The 22,177-nt window shown below is 69.7% G+C and carries 16 protein-coding genes; 9 read left to right on the plus strand and 7 right to left on the minus strand.

Features of this window, described 5'->3' with window-relative positions:
• Window positions 1–62: 62 nt before the first annotated feature.
• On the minus strand, window positions 63–1,436 hold the full coding sequence (locus ACIBTM_RS43545; protein ID WP_395882980.1) for a glutamine synthetase: 1,374 nt from the start codon (window positions 1,434–1,436) through the stop codon (window positions 63–65).
• 96 nt (window positions 1,437–1,532) lie between these two features.
• Between ACIBTM_RS43545 and ACIBTM_RS43550 the strand changes: the two genes are divergently transcribed.
• The 3 genes from ACIBTM_RS43550 to lgt are packed head-to-tail and all read left to right on the plus strand — an operon-like array spanning window position 1,533 to window position 4,929.
• Window positions 1,533–2,675, plus strand: a complete 1,143-nt coding sequence (locus ACIBTM_RS43550; RefSeq protein ID WP_395882981.1) for an amidohydrolase family protein — start codon at window positions 1,533–1,535, stop codon at window positions 2,673–2,675.
• On the plus strand, window positions 2,672–3,841 hold the full coding sequence (locus tag ACIBTM_RS43555) for a M20 family metallopeptidase (RefSeq protein ID WP_395882982.1): 1,170 nt from the start codon (window positions 2,672–2,674) through the stop codon (window positions 3,839–3,841). Before ACIBTM_RS43550 ends, ACIBTM_RS43555 begins: the two co-directional genes overlap by 4 nt.
• 29 nt (window positions 3,842–3,870) lie before the next feature.
• Complete coding sequence (gene lgt / locus ACIBTM_RS43560; protein WP_395882983.1) at window positions 3,871–4,929, plus strand: prolipoprotein diacylglyceryl transferase; 1,059 nt, start codon at window positions 3,871–3,873, stop codon at window positions 4,927–4,929.
• 248 nt (window positions 4,930–5,177) lie between these two features.
• On the opposite strand, the gene ACIBTM_RS43565 is transcribed toward lgt, so the two are convergent.
• A complete protein-coding gene (locus ACIBTM_RS43565) occupies window positions 5,178–6,242 on the minus strand; it encodes a diacylglycerol kinase (protein ID WP_240593913.1) in 1,065 nt (354 codons plus the stop codon).
• Between the two features lie 13 nt (window positions 6,243–6,255).
• Window positions 6,256–7,041 (minus strand): SDR family oxidoreductase, encoded by a 786-nt coding sequence (locus ACIBTM_RS43570; RefSeq protein ID WP_395882984.1) that lies wholly within the window; start codon window positions 7,039–7,041, stop codon window positions 6,256–6,258.
• A gap of 325 nt (window positions 7,042–7,366) precedes the next feature.
• Here ACIBTM_RS43570 and gltB point away from each other — a divergent pair, with 325 nt between their 5' ends.
• From gltB to ACIBTM_RS43585, 3 genes are all read left to right on the plus strand, one after another.
• On the plus strand, window positions 7,367–11,935 hold the full coding sequence (gltB, locus tag ACIBTM_RS43575) for a glutamate synthase large subunit (RefSeq protein WP_395882985.1): 4,569 nt from the start codon (window positions 7,367–7,369) through the stop codon (window positions 11,933–11,935).
• The gene (locus tag ACIBTM_RS43580) at window positions 11,928–13,436 is read left to right on the plus strand and encodes a glutamate synthase subunit beta (protein ID WP_395882986.1); all 1,509 of its coding nucleotides are present in this window, start codon (window positions 11,928–11,930) and stop codon (window positions 13,434–13,436) included. The genes gltB and ACIBTM_RS43580 overlap by 8 nt, the downstream gene beginning before the upstream one ends.
• Before the next feature lie 173 nt (window positions 13,437–13,609).
• Complete coding sequence (locus tag ACIBTM_RS43585) at window positions 13,610–15,004, plus strand: alpha/beta hydrolase (protein ID WP_395882987.1); 1,395 nt, start codon at window positions 13,610–13,612, stop codon at window positions 15,002–15,004.
• Here the strand turns inward: ACIBTM_RS43585 and ACIBTM_RS43590 are convergent, their stop codons facing one another.
• A complete protein-coding gene (locus tag ACIBTM_RS43590) occupies window positions 15,005–15,421 on the minus strand; it encodes a hypothetical protein (protein WP_395882988.1) in 417 nt (138 codons plus the stop codon).
• Window positions 15,422–15,585: 164 nt separating this feature from the next.
• On the opposite strand from ACIBTM_RS43590, the gene ACIBTM_RS43595 reads away from it, so the two are divergent.
• Both ACIBTM_RS43595 and ACIBTM_RS43600 read left to right on the plus strand, forming a co-directional pair.
• Window positions 15,586–16,518 (plus strand): trypsin-like serine peptidase, encoded by a 933-nt coding sequence (locus ACIBTM_RS43595; RefSeq protein WP_395882989.1) that lies wholly within the window; start codon window positions 15,586–15,588, stop codon window positions 16,516–16,518.
• Between the two features lie 80 nt (window positions 16,519–16,598).
• On the plus strand, window positions 16,599–17,990 hold the full coding sequence (locus ACIBTM_RS43600) for a class II 3-deoxy-7-phosphoheptulonate synthase (RefSeq protein ID WP_395882990.1): 1,392 nt from the start codon (window positions 16,599–16,601) through the stop codon (window positions 17,988–17,990).
• Between the two features lie 75 nt (window positions 17,991–18,065).
• Here ACIBTM_RS43600 and ACIBTM_RS43605 read toward each other — a convergent pair whose 3' ends face one another.
• Window positions 18,066–19,316, minus strand: coding sequence for a wax ester/triacylglycerol synthase family O-acyltransferase (locus ACIBTM_RS43605; RefSeq protein WP_395883013.1), 1,251 nt, complete (start codon window positions 19,314–19,316; stop codon window positions 18,066–18,068).
• Window positions 19,317–19,603: 287 nt separating this feature from the next.
• On the opposite strand from ACIBTM_RS43605, the gene ACIBTM_RS43610 reads away from it, so the two are divergent.
• Window positions 19,604–20,113 (plus strand): DinB family protein, encoded by a 510-nt coding sequence (locus ACIBTM_RS43610; RefSeq protein WP_395882991.1) that lies wholly within the window; start codon window positions 19,604–19,606, stop codon window positions 20,111–20,113.
• On the opposite strand, the gene ACIBTM_RS43615 is transcribed toward ACIBTM_RS43610, so the two are convergent.
• Together ACIBTM_RS43615 and ACIBTM_RS43620 are read right to left on the minus strand one after the other, a co-directional pair.
• The gene (locus ACIBTM_RS43615; RefSeq protein ID WP_395882992.1) at window positions 20,100–20,885 is read right to left on the minus strand and encodes a DUF1295 domain-containing protein; all 786 of its coding nucleotides are present in this window, start codon (window positions 20,883–20,885) and stop codon (window positions 20,100–20,102) included. The genes ACIBTM_RS43610 and ACIBTM_RS43615 overlap by 14 nt on opposite strands.
• Window positions 20,885–22,156: a class I SAM-dependent methyltransferase gene (locus ACIBTM_RS43620; protein ID WP_395882993.1), complete on the minus strand. Its 1,272-nt coding sequence runs from the start codon at window positions 22,154–22,156 to the stop codon at window positions 20,885–20,887. Before ACIBTM_RS43620 ends, ACIBTM_RS43615 begins: the two co-directional genes overlap by 1 nt.
• Between the last annotated feature and the right edge of the window lie 21 nt (window positions 22,157–22,177).

Here is a 22,177-nt window from a genome sequence, read left to right on the forward strand (position 1 = left end):
CGCGCGTGAAGGCCCCCTTCCCTCGGCTCAGCCGAGGGAAGGGGGCCTTCACGCGCTACAGCTCAATGCCGCCACCGCTGTGCTTCGGTGATCTCCTTGGCGCTCGCGTCCGCGAACCGCTCGATCTCCGCCCGCCGCACGTCCACGATCGTCGTCGCCAGCGGAGCGCCGAACGCGGCCGCCAGATCCTTATCGGCCTCGAACGCGGTGACGGCCTCCTCCAGCCGCTGAGGCAGGCGCTCGATCCCGCGGGTGGCGCGTTCCTCCTCGGTCAGGGTTCCGGGGTCGACGTCGAGTGGATCCGGCAATGACGCGTCCTCGTCGACTCCCGCCATCCCGGCGAACAGCAGCGCGGCCGCCAGCAGGTACGGATTCGCGGTCAGGTCGAAGCATTTGACCTCGAGGTTCGCCGCCGACCCGCGGTCGCCCGCGACGCCGCGTATCAGCCGCAGCGGCGTCTCCCGGTTCTCCAGCCCCCAAGCGGTGTACACGCCCGCCCAATGGTGCGGCTCCAGGCGCAGGTAACTGACCACCGACGGCGCCCCGATCGCGAGCAGCGCGGGCAGCCGCTCCAGGATGCCCGCGCTGAACGACTCGGCGACCGAGGTCAGCCCGAAAACCCTTTCCCCACCGGAGAAAAGGTTCCGCGAGCCGTCCCAGACACTCAGATGCACGTGCCCGCCGTTGCCGACGCCCGCGGGCGCGAACTTCGGGGTGAAGGACGCTTTCAGCCCGTGCCGGTGGCTGAGCGCGCGGATCGTCTCCTTCGTCAGCACGGCGACGTCGGCCGCCCGCACCGGATCGGCCGCGGCGACGGACAGTTCGAACTGGCCGTCGGCGTACTCGGGATGGATCTGCTCCACGCCGACACCCTGTTGGTCCAATGTGGACACCAGGGTGCGGAGGTAGTCCGCGCGCTCGGAGAGCCTCGCGTAGCCATACGCCGGGCCCGCCGTGGCCGACGTCGCGTCGTCCGGGGCGTCGGCGCTGGTGATCACCCATTCGATTTCGAAGCTCATCCGCATCCGGTGACCGCGTGCGGCGAGCCGGTCTGCCGCCGTCGCCAGCAGGGCGCGCGCGTCCTGCGGATGTGGCTCGCCCTCCTGGTCGAGTTTCGTCACCGGCGCCCAGGCCCAGCCGGGCTGCCCGGCGAGCACGGTCAGCGCGTCGAGATCCGGGTGCAGCCGCAGGTCACCGACCGGCCCGAGGGAATGCTCGCCGCCGGTGATGACGTCGTCGAAGCCGAAGAAGTCGAAGGAATTCGAAGCGCCGACACCCCACGCGGCCGCCGACGGCAGCTTCCGCAGCGGCACCGCCTTAACCCGCGCTATCCCGGCGTTGTCCACGAAGGTCAGCGCCACGAGTTCGACACCCCGTGCCCGGAGGTCCCCGGTGAGGGCGGTCGCGCGGGCCGTCAGTGCTTCCCGGTTCACCATGGTTCCTCATCCTGGCCTGTTCTCCAGCCCCTTGCCACGCCCGGATCCGGCCATAGGGTGAGGCCGCAGTCGTCGATCACGAGAAGGGACGCGCTCATGCCGGGAACCCCGATCCTGCCGTTCGTGGCCCGGACGCGGCTGGTGGACCACCACTGCCACGGCGTCGTCACCGGTGATCTCGGCCGGATCGAGTTCGAGCAGATGCTCACCGAGGCCGACACCGTCTCGTCACTGGGCACGACCCTGTTCGACTCGCTGATCGGGCTCGCGGTCCGGGCCCGCTGCGCGCCCGTGCTCGACCTGCCGCCGCACGTCCCCGCCGAGGTCTATCTGGCCCGCCGCGCCGAACTGGGCGCCACGGAGGTCAACGCGCGGTTCCTGCGCGCCACCGGCACGGCCGAATTCCTGCTCGACGGCGGTTTCCTGCCGGACACGCTGACCACGACCGAGCAGTTCGCGGCCCTGTCCGGCGCCCGCGCGCGGGATATCGTCCGGCTCGAACAGGTCGCCGAAACGGTGATCGGCTCGACCACCGCGGCCGGGTTCATCGAGGCCTTCACCGGGGAACTGGCGAAACGCGCCACGACGGCCGTCGGGTTCAAATCCATCGCCGCCTACCGGGTCGGCCTCGAACTGGCGGGAGAACGGCCGACGGACACCGAAGTCACCGAAGCGGCGGGCCGCTGGCTCGCGCGGATCGAGGCGGGCGAACCGGTCCGGCTCGCGGACGAGGTGCTGCACCGGTTCCTGATCTGGACCGGGATCGATCTGGCCCTGCCGATCCAGTTCCACGTCGGCTTCGGCGATTCCGACGTCGACCTGCATCGCTGCGATCCACTGCTGCTCACCGGGCTGCTGCGGGCCACCCGGTCACACGGGGTGCCGATCATGCTGCTGCACAACTATCCCTTCCACCGGAACGCCGCGTATCTGGCGCAGGTCTTCGAGCACGTATTCGTCGACGTGGGACTCGCGACGCACAACGCCGGTCATCGTGCGCCCGCGATCATCGCGGAGACAATGGAGATCGTGCCGTTCGGGAAGCTGCTGTTCTCCACGGACGCGTTCGGGCTGGCCGAGCTGTACCACCTCGGCACCGTGCTGTTCCGGCAAGGACTGTCCGACTTCCTGTCCGCCGGTTTGACCGCCGACGTACTGTCCGAAGTGGACGCGCATCGGATAGCGGCGCTGGTGGGGCACCGCAACGCCGAACGGGTGTACGGGCTGGAGGGGTCATGACGGAGCTGGACGAACTGCACGACCGGTGGGAGGCCGCGGTCGAAGCGGAGCTGCCTTCCGCGATCGAACTGAGGCACCGCGTACACGCCGATCCCCGGTCGTCGGGGGACGAGGAGGACACCGCGCGGGTCGTCATCGAGGCGCTGGGCGTCGACGACGGGGTCCGGGTCGCCAAAACCGGGCGCGCCGTCCTGCTCCCCGGCGCCGGGCCGGGACCGGCCGTGGCGCTGCGTACCGAACTGGACGCGCTGCCGGTCACCGAGCGCACCGGGATCCCGTGGGCTTCGGAGTCATCGCTGATGCACGCGTGCGGACACGACGTGCACATGGCCGCGCTCGTCGCGACCTGCCGCGCGGCCGCCGTCGTCGGGGTGCCGCGGCCGCTCGTCGCGCTCCTGCAGCCACGTGAGGAGACGTCGCCGTCCGGCGCGCTGGACATCGTCGAGTCCGGCGTGCTCACCGAGTACGGCGTCGAGTCGGTCATCGGCGCGCACGTCCAGCCCCGGCTCGCGGCGGGTGTGGTGTCGGCGGTGCCGGGACCGGTCAACGCCTCCACCGACGAGTTCGACGTCGTCGTCCGCGGCCAGGGCGGGCACGCCGGGTACCCGCACCTGCTGCGCGACCCGATCCTCGCGCTCAGCCAGATCGTGGTGAGCCTGCAGCAGCTCGCGAGCCGCCGGGTCGACCCGGTGTTCGGCGCGGTCTGCTCGGTCGGCCGGATCGAGGCCGGGACCACGGCGAACGTCGTGCCGAACGAGGCCCGCCTGTCGGGCTCGCTGCGGCTGATGCGCGTCGAGGACCGCGACCTCGCGCTGGAGGGGCTCGCCGAGATCGTCCACGGCACCGCGAAGGCGCACGGCTGCCGGGCGGAACTGGAGATCAGCCCGTGCGAACCGGTGCTGCACAACGACGCCGGGCTCACCCAGCGCGCGCACCGGCGGCTCGTCCGGACAGGGGCGCGCGTCGACACCGATTTCCGGTCGTTCGGTGCCGACGACTTCGCGCACTACTGCGGGATGACGCGCGGGCTGATGATGTTCGTCGGCCTCGGCGACACGGCGGGCGCGCCGAGCCTGCACGACGAGCGGTTCCTGCCGCCCGACGCCGCCGTCGGGCAGGTCGCGTCGGCGCTGATCGCGGGCTATTTGGCCGCCGTCGAGGGCTGACGCCCCCAAGAAGTGGATGAAGCGCTACGGTGGCCGACGTGAATACCGCCTCGGCAGCGTTCCTCGCGACCATCCCTAGTCCCGACCAGGGCGTCTGGCATATCGGGCCGATCCCGATCCGGGCCTACGCGCTGTGCATCATCGCCGGCATCATCGTGGCGATCTGGCTGGGCGAGCGGCGCTGGGTGAACCGCGGCGGCACGAAGGGCACGGTCATCGACGTCGCGGTCTTCGCGGTGCCGTTCGGCCTGGTCGGCGGCCGGTTGTACCACGTCATCACCGACAACCAGCTGTACTTCGGCGAGGGCAAGAACCCGCTCAACGCGCTGAAGATCTGGGACGGCGGCCTCGGGATCTGGGGCGCCATCGCGCTCGGCGCCGTCGGCGCGCTGATCGCCTGCCGCCGCCGGGGTATCCCGCTGCCCGCGATGGCGGACGCGCTCGCGCCGGGGATCGTGATCGCGCAGGCGATCGGACGGCTCGGCAACTACTTCAACCAGGAGCTCTACGGCGCGCACACCGATCTGCCGTGGGGTCTGGAGATCTACCAGCGCTACAACCCGACCAACCCGGACGACTTCCTGAACGGTGTCGCGCTCGGGCACGTCCCGCTGCCGGACAGCCCGGTGCACCCGACGTTCCTCTACGAGCTGATCTGGAACCTCGGTGTCGCGCTGCTGGTCATCTGGGCGGACAAGAAGTTCCGCCTCGGCCACGGCCGCGTGTTCGCGCTGTACGTCGCCGGGTACACCGCGGGCCGGTTCTGGATCGAGATGATGCGGACCGACACCGCGAACCACATCCTCGGCCTGCGGGTCAACGTGTGGACCTCGATCCTGCTGTTCGCCGCGGCGATCGCGTACTTCGTCCTGGCCGCCAAGCGGGGGCCGAGGGAAGCGCCGGAAACGCTGTGGAGCAAGGACGTGCCACGCGAGGACGAGCCCGCTTCCGCCGAGGGCGCCTCCGAGACCGCCGGGGACGCGCCCAAGGACGAGACGCACGCGGACGTCGCCGCGGCTCCGGACACCGTCCGGGACTCCGCCGCCGACAAAGCGACCGAGGACCCGAAGCCCGAGGCCGAAAAGTAGCGCTCTTTCAGTACGTGAAGGCCCCCTTCATTGCGCTAGACGCAATGAAGGGGGCCTTCACGTACTTCCACCCTCCCGTCGCATCGGGGACTCGCCGCGGTGAGTTGCGTGTCCAGACGGACGACACGTGTGATCAGGTGGACGGCACGCGCCAGGACCTGGCTACGGCCCGTGTCGTCGGTCCCATCACGCGTGTCGTCCGTCTGATCACACGTGTCGTCCACGCAGTCACGTGAAAGCGCCGCCCCTCAGGGAGAGACCAGGCCCCGCCCCGTCACCAAAGGCAGGTCCAGCGCCGTCAGCAGCCCCGGCGGGGCCGCCACCACCGCCGGGATCGCGTTCACCAGCCGCATCGCGGTCGCCTTCAGCCCGGCCGTGTTGTGGTCGCCATCGGTCCCGACCAGCCGCAGGTCCAGCACGTACTCGGGCTCGCCGGTCACCTGGACGCGGTAGCAGCCCTGCCCGGTCGGCTGCGGCCAATCCGGCCCGAGGTCGCCGCGCAGCCGCGTGATGTGCTCCAGCACGCACACCGCTCGCCCGCCGCGCATTCCGCGCACCTCGAACCGCAGCGCCGCCGCCGTGCCCTCCTTGATGGTTCCCGAGGCGATCTCGAACGTCTCCGGCGCCGGAAGCCGTTCGTAGACCTCCTCGACGGCGTCGAGTTCGACGTCCAGCCCGGCCGCGAGCTGCCGCACGACGCTGCCCCAAGCCAGCGACAGCACGCCAGGCTGCAGCAGCAGCGGCAGGTCGTCCATCTCGCGGCCGAAGCCCATGATGTCGAACAGCACTTTGCCGTTGTCGTACGTCGAATAGTCGAGGATCTCCAGGCAGCGCACCTCGTCGATCCGTTCGCAGACGCCGGTGAGCACCAGCGGCAGCCAGTCGTTGGCGAAGCCGGGGTCGACACCGTTGACCCACAGCGAAGCGCCGCCTTCGCGGGCCGCCTCGCGGATCGGCTCGATCATCTCCGGCGGGACGACACCTTCGGGGTACTGGAGGAACACCGGGCTGCTGGACACCACGTTGATCCCCGCGCGCAGGAAGCGTTTCAGGTCCTCGACGGCCTCGACGAGCCTGTCGTCGGCCATCGCCGTGTAGAGCACGCAATCCGGCTTCAGCGCGATGAGCGCGTCCGCGTCGGTGGTGGCCGCGACCCCGAGCGGGCGCCCGAGCCCGGCCAGTTCCCCGGCGTCCACACCCGCCTTGGCCTCGCTCGACACCCAGACCCCGGCGAGTTCGAGATCGGGCCTCGCGGCTATCCCGGCCAGCGCGTGGCGGCCGACGTTCCCGGTACTCCATTGGACCACGCGCACGGCCAACAGCCTCCTACAGATCGGGCAGGCCCAGCTCCAGGTTCGGGGCCTGCAGTCCACCGTCGACTTCGATGATCTTGCCGGTGACGTACCGGCCCGCGCCCGACGCGAGGAACACGACGGTGGCCGCGATGTCCTCGGCCTCGCCGATCCGGCGCAGGGGAGTGGCGGCCTCCATCCGGCCGCGCAGCTCGTCGTTGCCCACCACCACTTCGAGCGCGGAGGTCGCCACCGAGCCGACCGAGATCGCGTTCACGCGCACCTTCGGCGCGAGGTCGGCCGCGGCGAGCCGGGTGTAGTGCGCCAGAGCGGCCTTCGCCGTCCCGTACGCGGCGAAACCACGGCCGGTCACGCGGCCCATGACCGACGAGATGTTGACGACCGAGCCGCCCGACTCCAGTAAGGACGGTGCCGCCGCCACGGTCAGCGCGTGCGCGGTGGACACGTTGAAGCGGAAGGCTTCTTCGAGGAAGCCCGCGGTGGTTTCCAGCAGCGGCCGTGGATACGTGCCGCCGACGTTGTTGACGACCAGGTCCAGGCGCCCGAACTCCGCCGTCGCGATCCGCGCCAGCTCGCCGGCGGCGGCCGGGTCGCTCAGGTCGGCGGGCACCACGTGGGCGCGCCGTCCGGTGGCGGCGACCAGGGCGGCCACATCCCCGAGCTGGGTTTCGGTACGGGAGGAGATCACCACGTCGGCACCGGCCTCGGCGAGCGCCACGGCGGTCGCCGCGCCGATCCCGCGTCCGGCGCCGGTGACCACGGCGACCTGGTCGGTGAGCCGGAAGCGGTCCAGGATCATGGCCGGAACTGTAACACGTTCTACTTCCGGTGTCCTCGGCTCGCGCAGGGCGGCGGGAGTGACTAGGGTCGCCTCACCGTGTCTCGTGACATCCCGGAACAGGACATATACTTAGCGGTACGAACTACTGTGACCTCATCAGGAACTGTGTCGTTCCGGGCATCCAGATCGTTACCCATCGGCGGGCTTTCGCGCCCGCCGAACTGATGCCGACGTGTTTCACAGGTGTTAAAGTCTCGCTAACGAACGGGCCATTGTCGTCCCGTGCGCATCCCCCGGCCGGTCCGCCCGGCCGCTGAGCACAGACGACGAAGGAGGTCCCTTCATGATCTTCTCCGCCATTCCAGGCAAACAGGGTCTCTACGATCCCGAATCCGAACAGGACTCCTGCGGTGTGGCCATGGTGGCCGACGTCCGCGGGCGGCGCTCGCACGGCATCGTCACCGACGGCCTGTCCGCGCTGACGAACCTCGACCACCGCGGCGCCGCCGGCGCGGAGCCGACCAGTGGCGACGGTGCGGGCATCCTGCTGCAGCTGCCGGACGAGCTGCTGCGGGCGGAAGTGGACTTCCCCCTGCCCGAGGCGGACGCCGACGGTCACCAGACCTACGCGACCGGGATCGGTTTCCTGCCCTCGGACATCGAGGAGCGGAACAAGGCCATCGCCCTGATCGAGCGGATCGCCACGGAAGAGGGCCTCGCCGTCCTCGGCTGGCGTGAGGTACCGGTCGACGCGGACCGCGCCGACATCGGCCCGACGGCGCGTTCGGTGATGCCGCATTTCGCGATGCTGTTCGTCGCGGGCGCCGAGACCGACGGGCGATGTCCCGCCGGGCTCGAACTGGACCGGCTGGCCTTCTGCCTCCGCAAGCGCGTCGAGAACGAGAGTGTGACCGCGGGCTGCGGCACCTACTTCCCGTCGCTGTCCTCGCGGACCATCGTCTACAAGGGAATGCTGACCCCCGAGCAGCTCCCGCTCTTCTTCGCCGACCTGACCGACACCCGGCTCACCAGCGCCATCGCGCTCGTGCACTCCCGCTTCTCCACCAACACCTTCCCGTCGTGGCCGCTGGCGCATCCGTTCCGGTTCGTCGCGCACAACGGCGAGATCAACACCATCCGGGGAAACCGCAACCGTATGCGCGCCCGTGAGGCGCTGCTCGAATCGGACCTCATCCCCGGCGACCTCACCCGGCTGTACCCGATCTGCTCGGCCGACGCGTCGGACTCCGCCTCCTTCGACGAGGTGCTGGAGCTGCTGCACCTCGGCGGGCGGTCGCTGCCGCACGCGGTGCTGATGATGATCCCCGAAGCGTGGGAGAACCACGCCGGGATGAACGCACAACGTCGTGCGTTCTACCAGTTCCACGCCAGCCTCATGGAGCCGTGGGACGGCCCGGCCTGTGTCACCTTCACCGACGGCACGCTCGTCGGCGCGGTGCTGGACCGCAACGGCCTGCGGCCCGCCCGATGGTGGCGCACCGCGGACGACCGCGTCGTGCTGGCCAGTGAGGCGGGCGTCCTCGACGTCGCCCCCGCGGACGTCGTGGCCAAGGGCCGCCTCAAGCCCGGCCGGATGTTCCTGGTGGACACCGAGGCGGGCCGGATCGTCGACGACGAAGAGGTCAAGTCGGCGCTGGCCAAGGAACTCCCGTACGAGGGCTGGCTGCACGCCGGCCTCCTGCAGATCGCCGACCTCCCGGACCGCGACCACATCGTGCAGAGCCACGACTCCGTGCTGCGGCGCCAGCTTTCCTTCGGCTACACCGAAGAAGAGCTGAAGATCCTCCTCGCGCCGATGGCGGTCAAGGCGGCCGAGCCGATCGGTTCGATGGGCTCCGACACCCCGCCCGCCGTGCTGTCGCAGCGTTCGCGGCTGCTCTACGACTACTTCAAGCAGAACTTCGCGCAGGTCACCAACCCGCCACTGGACGCGATCCGCGAAGAGCTCGTCACCTCGATGAGCCGGATCATGGGCCCCGAGCGGAACCTGCTCGCCCCCGGCCCGGCCTCCTGCCGCCACGTGCAGCTGCCGTACCCGGTGATCGACAACGACGAACTCGCCAAGCTGATCCACATCAACGACGACGGCGACCTTCCCGGCTTCGCGTGCAGTGTCCTTTCCGGACTGTACGAAGTGGACGGTGGCGCCGAAGCGCTGGCGTCCGCGATCGAGCGGGTCCGGCGCGAGGCCTCCGAGGCGATCGCGGCGGGCGCGCGCACCCTCGTGCTGTCCGATCGCGACTCCGACCACCGTATGGCGCCGATCCCGTCGCTGCTGCTGGTGTCCGCGGTGCACCACCATCTGGTGCGCACCAAGGAGCGGCTCCGCGTCGCGCTGGTCGTCGAGACCGGTGACGCCCGCGAGGTCCACCACATCGCGCTGCTGCTCGGCTACGGCGCCGCGGCGGTGAACCCGTACCTGGCCTTCGAGACCATCGAGGACATGATCTCGACCGGTGCGGTGACCGGTATCGAACCCGCCGCGGCCGTCCGCAACTACGTCAAGGCGCTCGTGAAGGGCGTCCTGAAGATCATGTCGAAGATGGGCATCTCGACCGTCGGCGCGTACACCGCGGCGCAGGTCTTCGAATCCTTCGGCTTGGCACAGGACCTGCTCGACGAGTACTTCACCGGGACGTCGTCGAAACTCGGCGGCGTCGGGCTGACCGTGCTCGCCGAAGAGGTCGCCACGCGGCACCGCCGGGCGTACCCGGACAACCCGACCGATCGAGTCCACCGTGGACTCGAAACCGGCGGCGAGTACGCGTACCGCCGCGAGGGCGAACTGCACCTGTTCACCCCCGAGACCGTCTTCCTGTTGCAGCACGCGACGAAGACCGGCAGGGAAGAGGTGTACAAGAAGTACTCCGACGAGGTGCACCGCCTGTACCGCCAGGGCGGCGCGCTGCGCGGGCTGTTCTCCTTCCGCGAGGGTGCCCGCGAGCCCGTCCCGCTGGACGAGGTCGAGCCCGTCGAGGCGATCTTCAAGCGCTTCAACACCGGCGCGATGTCCTACGGTTCGATTTCGGCCGAGGCGCACGAAACGCTCGCCATCGCGATGAACCGCATCGGCGGCCGGTCGAACACCGGTGAGGGCGGGGAAGATCCCGAGCGGCTCTACGACCCGGCGCGCCGCAGCGCGATCAAGCAGGTCGCGAGCGGCCGGTTCGGTGTCACGAGCGAGTACCTGGTCAACGCCGACGACATCCAGATCAAGATGGCGCAGGGCGCGAAACCGGGCGAGGGCGGGCAGCTGCCGCCGAACAAGGTGTACCCGTGGATCGCGCGCACGCGGCACTCGACGCCGGGCGTCGGGCTCATCTCGCCGCCGCCGCACCACGACATCTACTCGATCGAGGATCTGGCCCAGCTGATCCACGACCTCAAGAACGCCAACGAGAACGCCCGTATCCACGTGAAGCTGGTGTCCTCGCTCGGGGTCGGCACGGTCGCGGCCGGTGTGTCCAAGGCGCACGCCGACGTCGTGCTGATCTCCGGCCACGACGGCGGCACCGGCGCCTCCCCGATGAACTCGCTCAAGCACGCGGGCACGCCGTGGGAGATCGGCCTCGCCGAAACACAGCAGACGTTGCTGCTCAACGGTTTGCGCGACCGGATCACCGTGCAGGTCGACGGCGCGATGAAAACCGGCAAGGACGTCGTCATCGCCGCGCTGCTCGGCGCGGAGGAGTACGGCTTCGCGACGGCGCCGCTGATCGTCGAAGGCTGCGTCATGATGCGCGTCTGCCACCTCGACACCTGCCCGGTCGGCGTCGCGACCCAGAGCCCGGATCTGCGCAAGCGGTACACCGGGCAGGCCGACCACGTCGTGAACTACTTCCGGTTCGTCGCCGAAGAGGTCCGGGAAACGTTGGCGGCGCTCGGTTTCCGCACCCTCGACGAGGCCATCGGGCACGCGGAGGTGCTGAACACCGACGAGGCGATCGAGCACTGGAAGGCCTCCGGTCTCGACCTCGCGCCGATCTTCGAGATGCCGGCCGACACTCCGTACGGCGGGGCGAAACGGCGCACGCGGTCGCAGGACCACGGCCTGGAGCACGCGCTCGACCGGACGCTGATCCAGCTCGCCGAGGCGGCGCTGGAGGACGCGCATCCGGTGCGGCTGGAACTGCCGGTGCGGAACGTGAACCGGACCGTCGGCACGCTGCTCGGCTCCGAGATCACCCGTCGCTACGGCGGTGAGGGGCTGCCCGAGGACACGATCCACGTGCTGCTGACCGGTTCCGCCGGACAGTCGCTCGGGGCGTTCCTGCCGCGCGGCATCACGCTCGACATGGTCGGCGACGCGAACGACTACGTCGGCAAGGGCCTTTCGGGCGGGCGGATCATCGTGCGCCCGCATCCGGACGCGAAGTTCGCCGCGGAGGGCCAGACCATCGCCGGGAACACCCTCGCGTACGGCGCCACCGGTGGCGAGATGTTCCTGCGCGGCCAGGTCGGCGAACGGTTCTGCGTGCGCAACTCCGGCGCGGTGGTCGTCGCCGAGGGCGTCGGCGACCACGCCTTCGAGTACATGACCGGCGGACAGGCCGTGGTGCTCGGCCCGACCGGGCGCAACCTCGCGGCGGGCATGTCCGGCGGCGAGGCGTACGTACTCGATCTCGACCGCGGCAAGGTCAACGAGGAGATGGTGAACCTCCTGGCACCGTCGTCCGACGACCTCGCCTGGCTCAAGAAGACCGTGCAGAAGCACTACGACCTCACACGTTCGGCCGTGGCCGCGTCGCTGCTCGGCGACTGGCCGCGTCGCTCGGCGGCGTTCACCAAGGTGATGCCCCGCGACTACCAGCGTGTCCTTGACGCGGCGAAGGCGGCGCGTGCCGCGGGCCGCGACGTCGACGAAGCGATCATGGAGGCCGCTCGTGGCTGATCCGACGGGTTTCCTGAAGTACGACCGTGAAGAGCCGAAGAAGAAGTCCAAAGAGGACCGTCTCGCCACCTGGGGCGAGGTCTACGCCGACGTGGAACCCGGCGAGCGCAACGAACAGGTGCGCAAGCAGGCTTCGCGGTGCATGGACTGCGGCATCCCGTTCTGCCACTCCGGTGGTTCCGGCTGCCCGCTGGGCAACCTGATCCCGGAGTGGAACGACCTGGTGCGCCGCGGCGACTGGGCCGCGGCGAGCGACCGGCTGCACGCGACCAACAACTTCCCCGAGTTCACCGGGAAGCTGTGCCCCGCGCCGTGCGAGGCGGGCTGCGTCCTGTCGATCTCGCCGCTTTCCGGCGGTCCGGTGTCGATCAAGCGGGTCGAGCAGACGATCGCGGACCAGTCCTGGGAAGCCGGTTACGTGCAGCCGCAGGTCTCGGCGGTTTCGTCGGGGCAGCGGGTCGCGGTCGTCGGCTCCGGCCCGGCCGGGCTCGCCGCCGCGCAGCAGCTGACCCGCGCCGGCCACGAGGTGACCGTCTTCGAACGGGACGACCGGCTCGGCGGCCTGCTGCGGTACGGCATCCCCGAGTTCAAGATGGAGAAGAAGGTCCTCGACCGGAGGCTCGCGCAGCTCCGCAAGGAGGGCACGAAGTTCGTCACCGGCTGCGAGGTCGGCGTCGACCTGACCGTCGAGGAACTGCGGGCGGAGTACGACGCGGTGGTCCTCGCCGTGGGCGCGCTGCGCGGCCGCGACGACAACACCACGCCCGGCCGTGAGCTGGCCGGGATCCACCTGGCGATGGAACATCTGGTCCCGGCCAACAAGTACGTCGAGGGCGACGGCCCGTCGCCGGTCGACGCGGCGGGCAAGCACGTCGTCATCATCGGCGGCGGTGACACCGGAGCCGACTCCTACGGCACCGCGACCCGGCAGGGCGCGCTTTCGGTGACCCAGCTGGACCAGTACCCGACGCCACCGTCCACAAGGGACGACGAACGCTCGCCGTGGCCGACCTGGCCGTACATCCTGCGCACCTATCCGGCGCACGAGGAGGCGGGCGAGCGCAAGTTCGCCGTCGCGGTCACCCGGTTCATCGGTGACGACGAGGGCAACGTGCGCGCCGTGGAGCTCCGTCAGGTCCGCGTGGTCAAGGATCCCGAGACCGGCAAGCGCGTGGTGACCCCGATCAACGACGAGGTCGAGGAACTGCCCGCCGACCTCGTGCTGCTCGCGATCGGGTTCGAGGGTGTGGAGCATATGCCGCTGCTGGACGGGCTCGGCCTCTCGCTGACCAAACGCGGCACGCTCTCGTGCGGGGCGGACTGGCAGACCTCCTCGCCCGGCGTGTTCGTCTGTGGCGACGCGCACCGCGGTGCCTCGCTGGTGGTGTGGGCGATCGCCGAGGGACGCTCGGTGGCGAGCGCGGTGGACGCCTACCTCACCGGCGCTTCGGACCTGCCCTCTCCCGTGCACCCGACGGCGTTGCCGCTCGCGGTGGTTTGAGCCCGCTGGAGATGTCAGGAAAGGGTCGTTCAAGACGTTTTTCGTCCTGAACGACCCTTTCCTGACACTCGGGGTGGACGAACGGCAGGGGGAGACCCCCACCCAAGGCGGAGGTCCGGGATCAGGCCGTGGTCCGACGCGGTAGGGCGGCCGCCCGCGCCAAGCTCTGCCGCATGAGAAAAACGTTGGCGATACTGGCTTTCCTGCCCTTGGCCGTAGCCGTGCCGGCGACCGCCGAGGCGGCTCCGTCACTACGGTGGACGTCTCCCTGCCCGGACTACGGCATGACACCGTCACCGACCGAGGGCCTCGAATGCGCGAAACTCGGCGTGCCGCTGGACTACGCCGATCCCGGCGGCAGGACCATCGAGCTCACCATCTCCCGCAAGGCGAGTAAGTCGCCGAAGCGGCGTGGCGTGCTGCTGATGAACCCCGGCGGCCCCGGGAGCCCCGGCCTGGCGATGCCCGCGCAACTCGCGCAGCGACAGGGGCAGTCCGGCCTGCTCGACAGTTACGACGTCATCGGATTCGACCCGCGAGGGACCACCTACAGCACGCCGGTGACCTGTGACCTGACCGAGGAACAGCGGTTCATCCTCGTCGGCCCGTACGCGGAGGGCCCGCGTGACGTCGCCGAGAAGGCGGCGAAGTCCCGCGCGGTGGCGAGACAATGCGCTGAGTCGAAGACCGCGGATCTCCTGCCGCAGATGACCACCGCCAACACCGCGCGCGACCTGGACCGGATCCGCGAGGCGCTGGGGGAGCGGAAGATCTCGTATTACGGCGTCTCGTACGGGAGCTACCTGGGCGCGGCGTATTCGTCGATGTTCCCCGCGCGCACGGACCGGATCGTGCTGGACAGTCTGCTCGGTCCCGACGGTCTGGACGTCCGGGCGCACCAACGCTTCGCGGAGGGCTTCGACGACCGGTTCGGCGACTTCACGGCCTGGGCGGCGGCGCGGGACGACGTCTACCACCTCGGGCGGACGCAGGCCGAGGTGACGGCGAAGTTCTTCGAGCTGGTCGAAAAGCGCCCGGGAATCCGAAGCGATACCTGGGGAGCGCTGTACGACGACGCGAACTTCCCCGGTCTAGCCGAGCGATGGTCCGCTCCGGCGGCCAAGGCACAGGGCGGACCACTCGACGGCGACAATCACGCCGCGCTCCAGCTCCAAGTGCTCTGCAACGACTCCGACTGGCCGGAAAGCGTCCGCTACTACCAAAAGGCGGTCGAGCGCGCCCGGGTGACGCATCCGATGTTCGGGCCGGCGGCCGCGAACATCACCCCGTGCGCGTTCTGGCCGGTCGAGCGCCGCGAACCGCCCGTGCGGATCCACGACCGCGGACCGTCGAACATCCTGCTGGTGCAGAACCTTCGCGACCCGGCGACGCCGCTGTCCGGTGCGCGGGACCTGCGTTCGGCGCTGGGCGGTCGGGCGAAGTTCGTCACCGTGGACGCCGGCGGGCACGGCGTCTTCACCAAGGAGAACGCCTGCGGCAACGATTTCGTGGTCCGGTACCTGCGGGACGGCGTCCTCCCGGCCGCCGATTCCCACTGCCCGGCTTGATCAGGAGAACAGGAAGACGATCAAACCGATCCAGCCGAGGCCGCCGACCAGGATCCCCAGCACGATCCCGGCGGCGGCTTCGGCGAAGGTGTCTTCGCCCAGCTTGACGCGCGCCCAGCACACCCAGGCCACCAGCAGACCGCCGAGCAGCATCACCGGCCCGAAGGTGAATACCAGCACGGTGACCGCGGCGGATTCGGGCGACGTGTGCGGCGAAATCCTGAAGCCGGATCCCCGCTCGCTCGACCATCCCACGGCGAGAGTCACGAGCGCCGATCCGGCCAGCGCCAGAAGTGACGGCCAGGTCAGGCCACCGTTGTCGCCGAAGACAATCGTGATCGGGGCCAGGAGTATCCAGGCGATCGGAGCCACCAGATGCGTGCCGAGCCGGGCGAAGCCGTTCACGGAGATCCCCACGAACAAGGCTAACTCGCCCGGTTTCGCCGTAGCTGGGCCGAACGGCCCATATGCCGCCCCGGATGCGGCCGAACGGCCGCTTGTACGTCCGGTAGCAGGACAAATACTTTCGAAATGTCGTGCAAGTCATACGGCAATTCACCGGTGGCGAAAGGTGGTACGCCATGAAGAGGACGGCTTCCCGGACGGGGATCCTGGCGGCGCTCGTGGGGCTGGCGGTGACGGGGCTGACAGCCGTCGCGAGTCCCGCGCACGCCGGGCCGGTCCAGCATCAGACGGCGGCCGACGCGCAGGCGGTCGCGGCCTACTGGACCCCGGAGCGGATGCGGTCGGCGGTGCCGATCGAACAGCTGGTCCAGGCGCCCGCCTTCACTCCGAAGGATGTCGCGAAGGGTACGAGCTCGATCATCCAGAGCATCCCCAACGGCGGGGGCGCGTGGACCGGCGCGGGCAAGGTCGTGCAGACCGCGGGCCGGGTGTTCTTCAGCATGGGCGGGCGGAACGCGTCGTGCTCCGGTGACGCGGTCACCAGCACGAACGGCAGTGTCGTGATCACCGCCGGGCACTGCGTGAAGTACCAGGGCGCCTGGCACACCAACTGGACCTTCGCTCCCGGCTACAACAACGGCAACACGCCCTACGGCACCTGGGCCGCGAAGAGCACGCTGACCACTCCGCAGTGGGAAGCGAGCGAGGACATGAACTACGACATCGGCGCGGCCGTGGTCAACCCGCTCAACGGGCAGAAGCTGACCGACGTCGTCGGCGCGCAGGGGATCGCCTTCAACCAGGCGCGCAACCAGTCGATGTACACGTTCGGGTATCCGGCGGCCGCCCCGTACGACGGCACGAAGCTGATCTACTGCAGCGGGAGCACGTTCACCGACTTCCTGCTCACCAAGGACCACGGGATGAACTGCAACATGACCGGCGGTTCGAGCGGCGGCCCGTGGTTCCTCAACTTCAGCGAGGCGACCGGTGCGGGCATCCAGGCCTCGGTGAACAGCTTCGGCTACAACTTCCTGCCCGGCTACATGTTCGGCCCGTATTTCGGCACGGACGCGCAGAACCTCTACAACAAGGCCCAGGCCGCCTGATCCCCACCGCCGCCCGTCCACTTTCTGGGAGCTTCGTCCCGGTGGGCGGGCGGCTTTCGGCGCGGCATATCCTGGTGCCTGTGAACTGGACAGTGGACGTTCCCGTCGACACGCTCCCCGAACTGCCACCTCTGCCACCCGAGCTGCGTGACCGGCTCGACGACGCGCTCGCCCGGCCCGCCGCACAGCAGCCCGAGTGGCCGGACGCCGAGCTGACGAAACGCGTCCGCGGCGTGCTGGAGAGCGTGCCGCCGATCACCGTCCCCGCCGAGATCGACCGTCTTTCGGACCGCCTCGCCATGGTCGCCCGCGGCGAGGCGTTCCTGCTGCAGGGCGGCGACTGCGCGGAGACGTTCGAGTCGAACACCGAGCCGCATATCCGCGCCAACCTGCGCACCCTGCTGCAGATGGCCGTCGTCCTCACCTACGGCGCGAGCCTGCCGGTGGTGAAGGTCGGCCGGATCGCGGGCCAGTACGCGAAGCCGCGTTCGGCGTCCACCGACGCGCTCGGCCTGCCGGTGTACCGCGGCGACATCATCAACTCGCTCGTCGCCAAGCCCGAACTGCGCGTGCCCGACCCCGGCCGGATGATCCGCGCCTACGCGAACGCGGGCGCCGCGATGAACCTCGTCCGCGCGCTCACCGGCGCCGGCATGGCGGACCTGCACCAGGTGCACGACTGGAACAAGGACTTCGTGAAGTCCTCGCCCGCCAGCGAGCGCTACGAGGCGCTGGCCTCGGAGATCGACCGCGGCCTGCGGTTCATGTCTGCCTGCGGCGTCACCGACACCTCGCTCCAGTCCACCGAGATCTTCGCCAGCCACGAGGCGCTGCTGCTGGACTACGAGCGCTCCATGCTGCGGATGGACCGCGCGGACGCGGCGAACCCCAAGCTGTACAACCTGTCCTCGCACTTCCTGTGGGTGGGCGAGCGGACCCGGCAGCTCGACGGCGCGCACATCGCCTTCGCCGAACTGCTGGCCAACCCGATCGGCCTCAAGATCGGCCCGACGACCACGCCCGAGCAGGCCGTCGAGTACGTCCGGCGGCTCGACCCGCGCAACGAGCCCGGCCGCCTGACGCTGATCGCCCGGATGGGCAACGGCAAGGTGCGCGAGGTGCTGCCCGCGATCGTCGAGAAGGTCGAGGCGTCCGGGCACAAGGTCATCTGGCAGTGCGACCCGATGCACGGCAACACGCACGAGTCGTCGACGGGCTACAAGACCCGGCACTTCGACCGGATCGTGGACGAGGTGCAGGGCTTCTTCGAGGTGCACCGCAAGCTCGGCACCTACCCTGGCGGTATCCACGTCGAGCTGACCGGCGAAGACGTCACCGAATGCCTCGGCGGCGCGCAGGAGATCTCGGACCTGGACCTTTCGGGCCGGTACGAGACCGCGTGCGACCCGCGGCTGAACACTCAGCAGTCGCTGGAGCTGGCGTTCCTGGTCGCGGAGATGCTGCGCGGCTGACCGGCCCCCTTACGCGCGCTATGAACGGGCCGTTCCTTGCAAAATTTGCAAGGAACGGCCCGTTCATAGCATTCGCTAGGCGGTGTCCAGCAGGCGCGCCGCGGACTTGAGCACTCCGTCCCGCAGCGAACCCACGTCCGAGACCGCCGCCCCGTTCGCCTGCAGTCCGATGTGGACCGAGTCGCGGTAGGTCGCCACCGCGATCCCGACCGCCTGCCGCGGCGCCAGCGGCACGAACGGGTACACGCCCGACACCTTCGTCCCGTTCAGGGTGAGCCGGTGGGGCGGTACCGGCACCGTGGTCACCACGAGGTCGAACAGCAGCGGCGCGGCCAGCCCGGCGGCCTTCGAACCGAGCCGGTGCAGCATCGGCGGCATCCGGTCGGCGAGCAGCGGGAACGCGCCCGCGCCCCGCGCCGGGCCGGCGGCCTTGTTCCGGCTCATCTCGCGCTGGACGGCCAGCAGCCGCTCCGCCGGATCGTCGAGGCCCACCGGCAGATCGCAGAGGTAACCGGACAGCTTGTTCCCGCCGAGCTGCTCGGCGGACCGCCCGCGCACGCTCACCGGGATGAGCGCCCGCAGCGTCCGGTCGTCGGCGCGCTGGCCGCGGTTGATCATCCACTCGCGCAGCGCGCCGCTGAGGATCGCCAGCACGACGTCGTTGGCGGTCCCGCCGTGGGCCCGGCGGATCCGCCGGATCTCGCCGGTGTCCAGCCGGACGAGGCCGAGCCGTCGTTCGGTCGACGGCGGGGCGCTGATCGGCGACAGCGGCGAACGCGTCGCGCGCACCACCGACGACGCGATCCCGGCCGACTCCCCGGCCTGGGCCAGTGTCGAGCCGAGGGCGTCCTTGACAGCGTCCACAGGGGACCGCGGCGGGGGTGGCACGGCGCCGGTGTGCACACGCCGGGTGGGACGGGGGAGTCCGTCGAGCAGGCCCACGGCGACGGCGTACGCGCCCGCCCCGTCGGTCAGCGCGTGGTGCAGTTTCAGCAGCAACGCGAACTCGCCGTCCGGCAGGCCGGTGACGAGATGCAAGTCCCACAACGGTTTTCCGGTGTCGAGCGGCCGTCCCATCCAGCGTGACGCGTAGGCGGAGAGAGGGTCCGGTTCGTACAGGGAGCTCAGGTGATGATGTGAAATATGTTCACTGGCAACGAAATCAGGGTCTTCGGCCCAGATGGCGGCGCCGGGCGGGAACAGTGCGGTGCGGGGGCGCTGACGCAGCTTGGGGAGGCGTGCCGCCCGCTCGGCGAGCAGCGTGGTCAGCTCACGCGCGTGCACCTGCCCGTGCGGGCGGAAGGTGACCACCGCCCCCATGTGCATGGGCGTCGTTTCGCTTTCCAGGCAAAGGAAAGCGACATCGAGTGCGCTCAGCTGCAGGCCTGACATGATCTGCCTTTCATCGACACTCCGGCTAGGCACAACTGCACCAGCCTGACATGACGGGCGGGTGGTCGTCATGTTTCCTCGGCGCTAATTAGCGTTGGTTTCACTCGAACGATGGGATCACGTTCGGACATGGACCACTGCTCTGCGACAGATGGTCGACAGCGCCTCCCCGGGGTAACTCGTTAGCGGATCATCCGAGGAAACCGGCAGACTGCACGACCATGACCGACGAACCGAAGCGCCCCGAACCGCCGCTCACCGGCGACGAGCGCACCCAGCTGAACGGCTTCCTCGACTTCCTCCGCGCCACCGTCGTGTGGAAGTGCTCCGGGCTCACCGACGAGCAGGCCCGGCGGCCGCTCGTCCCCAGCGAACTGACCACCGTCGCCGGTCTGCTCGGGCATCTGACCCTCGTCGAGCAGTACTGGTTCAACGTGGTGCTCAACGGGCAGGAGGACGTCTGGAAGGAGGCACTGGAAGCCGATCCGGACGCCGAGTTCCGGGTCGCCATGCAGACCCCGATCGAGCAGCTGATCGCCGCCTACGAGGCCGAGTGCGAGCGGAGCCGCAAGATCGTCGAGTCGATGGGGCTGGACGACGAGGTCCCCTTCCGCGGCGACCGCAAGGTCAACGTCCGCTTCGTGGTCGCGCACATGATCGAGGAGACCGGCAGGCACGCCGGCCACCTCGACCTGTTGCGCGAACTGACGGACGGTCTCACCGGGGAGTAGCGCGGCGAGGGGGTAGCGGGAAGAACCCGCTGGTCCGCTCGACGTACGCCGCGTATCCCGGCCGGGAACGACGCAAACCCTTCTCCAGCAAAGGTTTTCCGGTTCCCCTGGCGAGCGTGTACGTCATCGCGATCGGCGACAGCACGGTCGCCGCCCCCACCCAGCTCGAACACGCCAGCAGGTACAGGCCCCACCACACGCACGCGTCCCCGAAGTAGTTGGGATGCCGGGTGTAGCGCCACAGCCCGCTGTCGAGGACCTTGCCCTTGTTGCCCGAGTCGGCCTTGAAGCGGCGCAGCTGCTCGTCGCCGATCGTCTCGAATCCGAAGCCGGCCAGCCACACCGCGATGCCCAGCCCCGCCGTCACCCCGAAGGTGCCGCCGTACATCGCGAACTGGACCGGCAGCGAGACGAACCAGAGCACCACGGCCTGGACCAGATACACGCGGACGAAGAGCTTGAGCGCAGGATTCTCCCCGGCGCTCTCCGCCATCCGCACATAGCGCGGATCTTCGGGCAGTCCGTGGTTGCGCAGGTGGAGGTGGACGCCGAGGCGCACACCCCAGATCGCGGTCAGCAGCGCGGTGACCACGCGCAGCGCGACCGACCCGTCCCCGAGCGGGGCCGCGACCAGCGCGACGAGCGCGAAGCCCGGCCCCCACAGCGTGTCGACGGTGTCGTACCGCTTCCGCCGGCGCGCGATGCCGAAGGTGATGACGAAGGCCAGCAGCGTCGCGCCCGCTGTGATCGCGAGGGTGCCGCCGAGGGGCATCAGGACCACTCCCGGGTGGCGGGCATCGCGCTCAAGCCCTCGTCCGACGAACGGACCGCGAGGATCTGGTCCACGCCCATCCGGTTCTCCTCGAACGCGAGCGCCCCGCCGGCCAGATACAGCCGCCAGACCCGCGCGCCGGATTCGCCGATCAGCGCGACGACGTCGTCCCAGTTGCTCTCGAGCGTCTTCTCCCAGGCCCGGACCGTGCGCACGTAATGCTCTCGCAGCGCGTGGACGTCGCGGATCTCGAATCCCGCGGTCTCCAGATGCCCGAGCGTGCGGCTCAACGGCCGCATCGTCATGTCGGGTGCGATGTAGCGCTCGATGAACGCGCCGCCGCCGGGCGCCACCGCGCCGCGGGACATCTGCTGCAGGACCAGCCGCCCGGTGGGCTTGAGCATCCGGTACAGCGTCCGCGTGTACTCGGGGTAGTTCTCCTCGCCGACGTGCTCACCCATCTCGATGGTGGCGACGGCGTCGAAGGGCTCGTCACGCAGTTCGCGATAGTCCTGACGGCGGACCTCGACGCGATCCTCCAGATCGTGCTGGACGAGGCGGCCGCGGACGTGCTGAAGCTGTTCCGCCGACAGTGTGATCCCGACGGCCTGGACGCCGTGGTGTTTCGCCGCGTGCACCAGGAGCGAGCCCCAGCCGCAGCCGACGTCGAGCAGCCGCATCCCCGGGCGCAGGCCGAGCTTGCGGCAGATCAGTTCGAGCTTGTCCCACTGGGCCTGTCCGAGGTCGTAACCCTCCTCCTCGGACGTCCAGTACGCCGACGAGTAGGCCATCGATTCGTCCATCAACAGCTGGTAGAAGGCGTTGCCGAGGTCGTAGTGGTGCGCGATCGCCGACTTGTCGCGGAGCAGGGTGTGCAGCTTCCCGGACAGCCGGGCCTCCTCCGTGGGCGGCTTGGGCGGCGGCCCCACGACACCGAGGCTCACCGCGAGCCGCAGCGCCTCGGCCCATTCGCGCGGGCCGAGCTTCGCACCGCGCACCGCGCCCGAACGGGTCAGCGCCCAGATCCGGCGGAATCCGTCGGCGAGGTCGCCTTCGACGTCGAGATCACCTGAGACGTATGCCCTGGCCAAGCCCAATTCGCCGGGCGCGTAGAGGAGACGGCGCAGGGCTCGCCGGTTGCGGAGTACCACGGTCGGGGCATCCGGCGGACCGGTGCGTACGCCATCCCAGGTACGCAGACCGACCGGAAGGGAGCCGCCGAGGAGCCGCTCGACGAACGGGGCTAGGCGAGACGCGGGACTGTTCGGCATAGTCGTCATTCGCTCCCGGAC

The organism is Amycolatopsis sp. NPDC049868, assembly GCF_044461365.1.
Taxonomy (GTDB): Bacteria; Actinomycetota; Actinomycetes; order Mycobacteriales; family Pseudonocardiaceae; genus Amycolatopsis.

Excerpts from the sequence above, each read along its gene's own strand:
- ACIBTM_RS43545 (WP_395882980.1), bottom strand. The coding sequence starts at position 1,436 with ATGGTGAACCGGGAAGCACTGACGGCCCGCGCGACCGCCCTCACCGGG.
- ACIBTM_RS43550 (WP_395882981.1), top strand. The coding sequence starts at position 1,533 with ATGCCGGGAACCCCGATCCTGCCGTTCGTGGCCCGGACGCGGCTGGTG.
- ACIBTM_RS43555 (WP_395882982.1), top strand. The coding sequence starts at position 2,672 with ATGACGGAGCTGGACGAACTGCACGACCGGTGGGAGGCCGCGGTCGAA.
- ACIBTM_RS43570 (WP_395882984.1), bottom strand. The coding sequence starts at position 7,041 with ATGATCCTGGACCGCTTCCGGCTCACCGACCAGGTCGCCGTGGTCACC.
- gltB (WP_395882985.1), top strand. The coding sequence starts at position 7,367 with ATGATCTTCTCCGCCATTCCAGGCAAACAGGGTCTCTACGATCCCGAA.
- ACIBTM_RS43585 (WP_395882987.1), top strand. The coding sequence starts at position 13,610 with ATGAGAAAAACGTTGGCGATACTGGCTTTCCTGCCCTTGGCCGTAGCC.
- ACIBTM_RS43595 (WP_395882989.1), top strand. The coding sequence starts at position 15,586 with ATGAAGAGGACGGCTTCCCGGACGGGGATCCTGGCGGCGCTCGTGGGG.
- ACIBTM_RS43605 (WP_395883013.1), bottom strand. The coding sequence starts at position 19,316 with ATGCACATGGGGGCGGTGGTCACCTTCCGCCCGCACGGGCAGGTGCAC.
- ACIBTM_RS43610 (WP_395882991.1), top strand. The coding sequence starts at position 19,604 with ATGACCGACGAACCGAAGCGCCCCGAACCGCCGCTCACCGGCGACGAG.
- ACIBTM_RS43615 (WP_395882992.1), bottom strand. The coding sequence starts at position 20,885 with ATGCCCCTCGGCGGCACCCTCGCGATCACAGCGGGCGCGACGCTGCTG.
- ACIBTM_RS43620 (WP_395882993.1), bottom strand. The coding sequence starts at position 22,156 with ATGCCGAACAGTCCCGCGTCTCGCCTAGCCCCGTTCGTCGAGCGGCTC.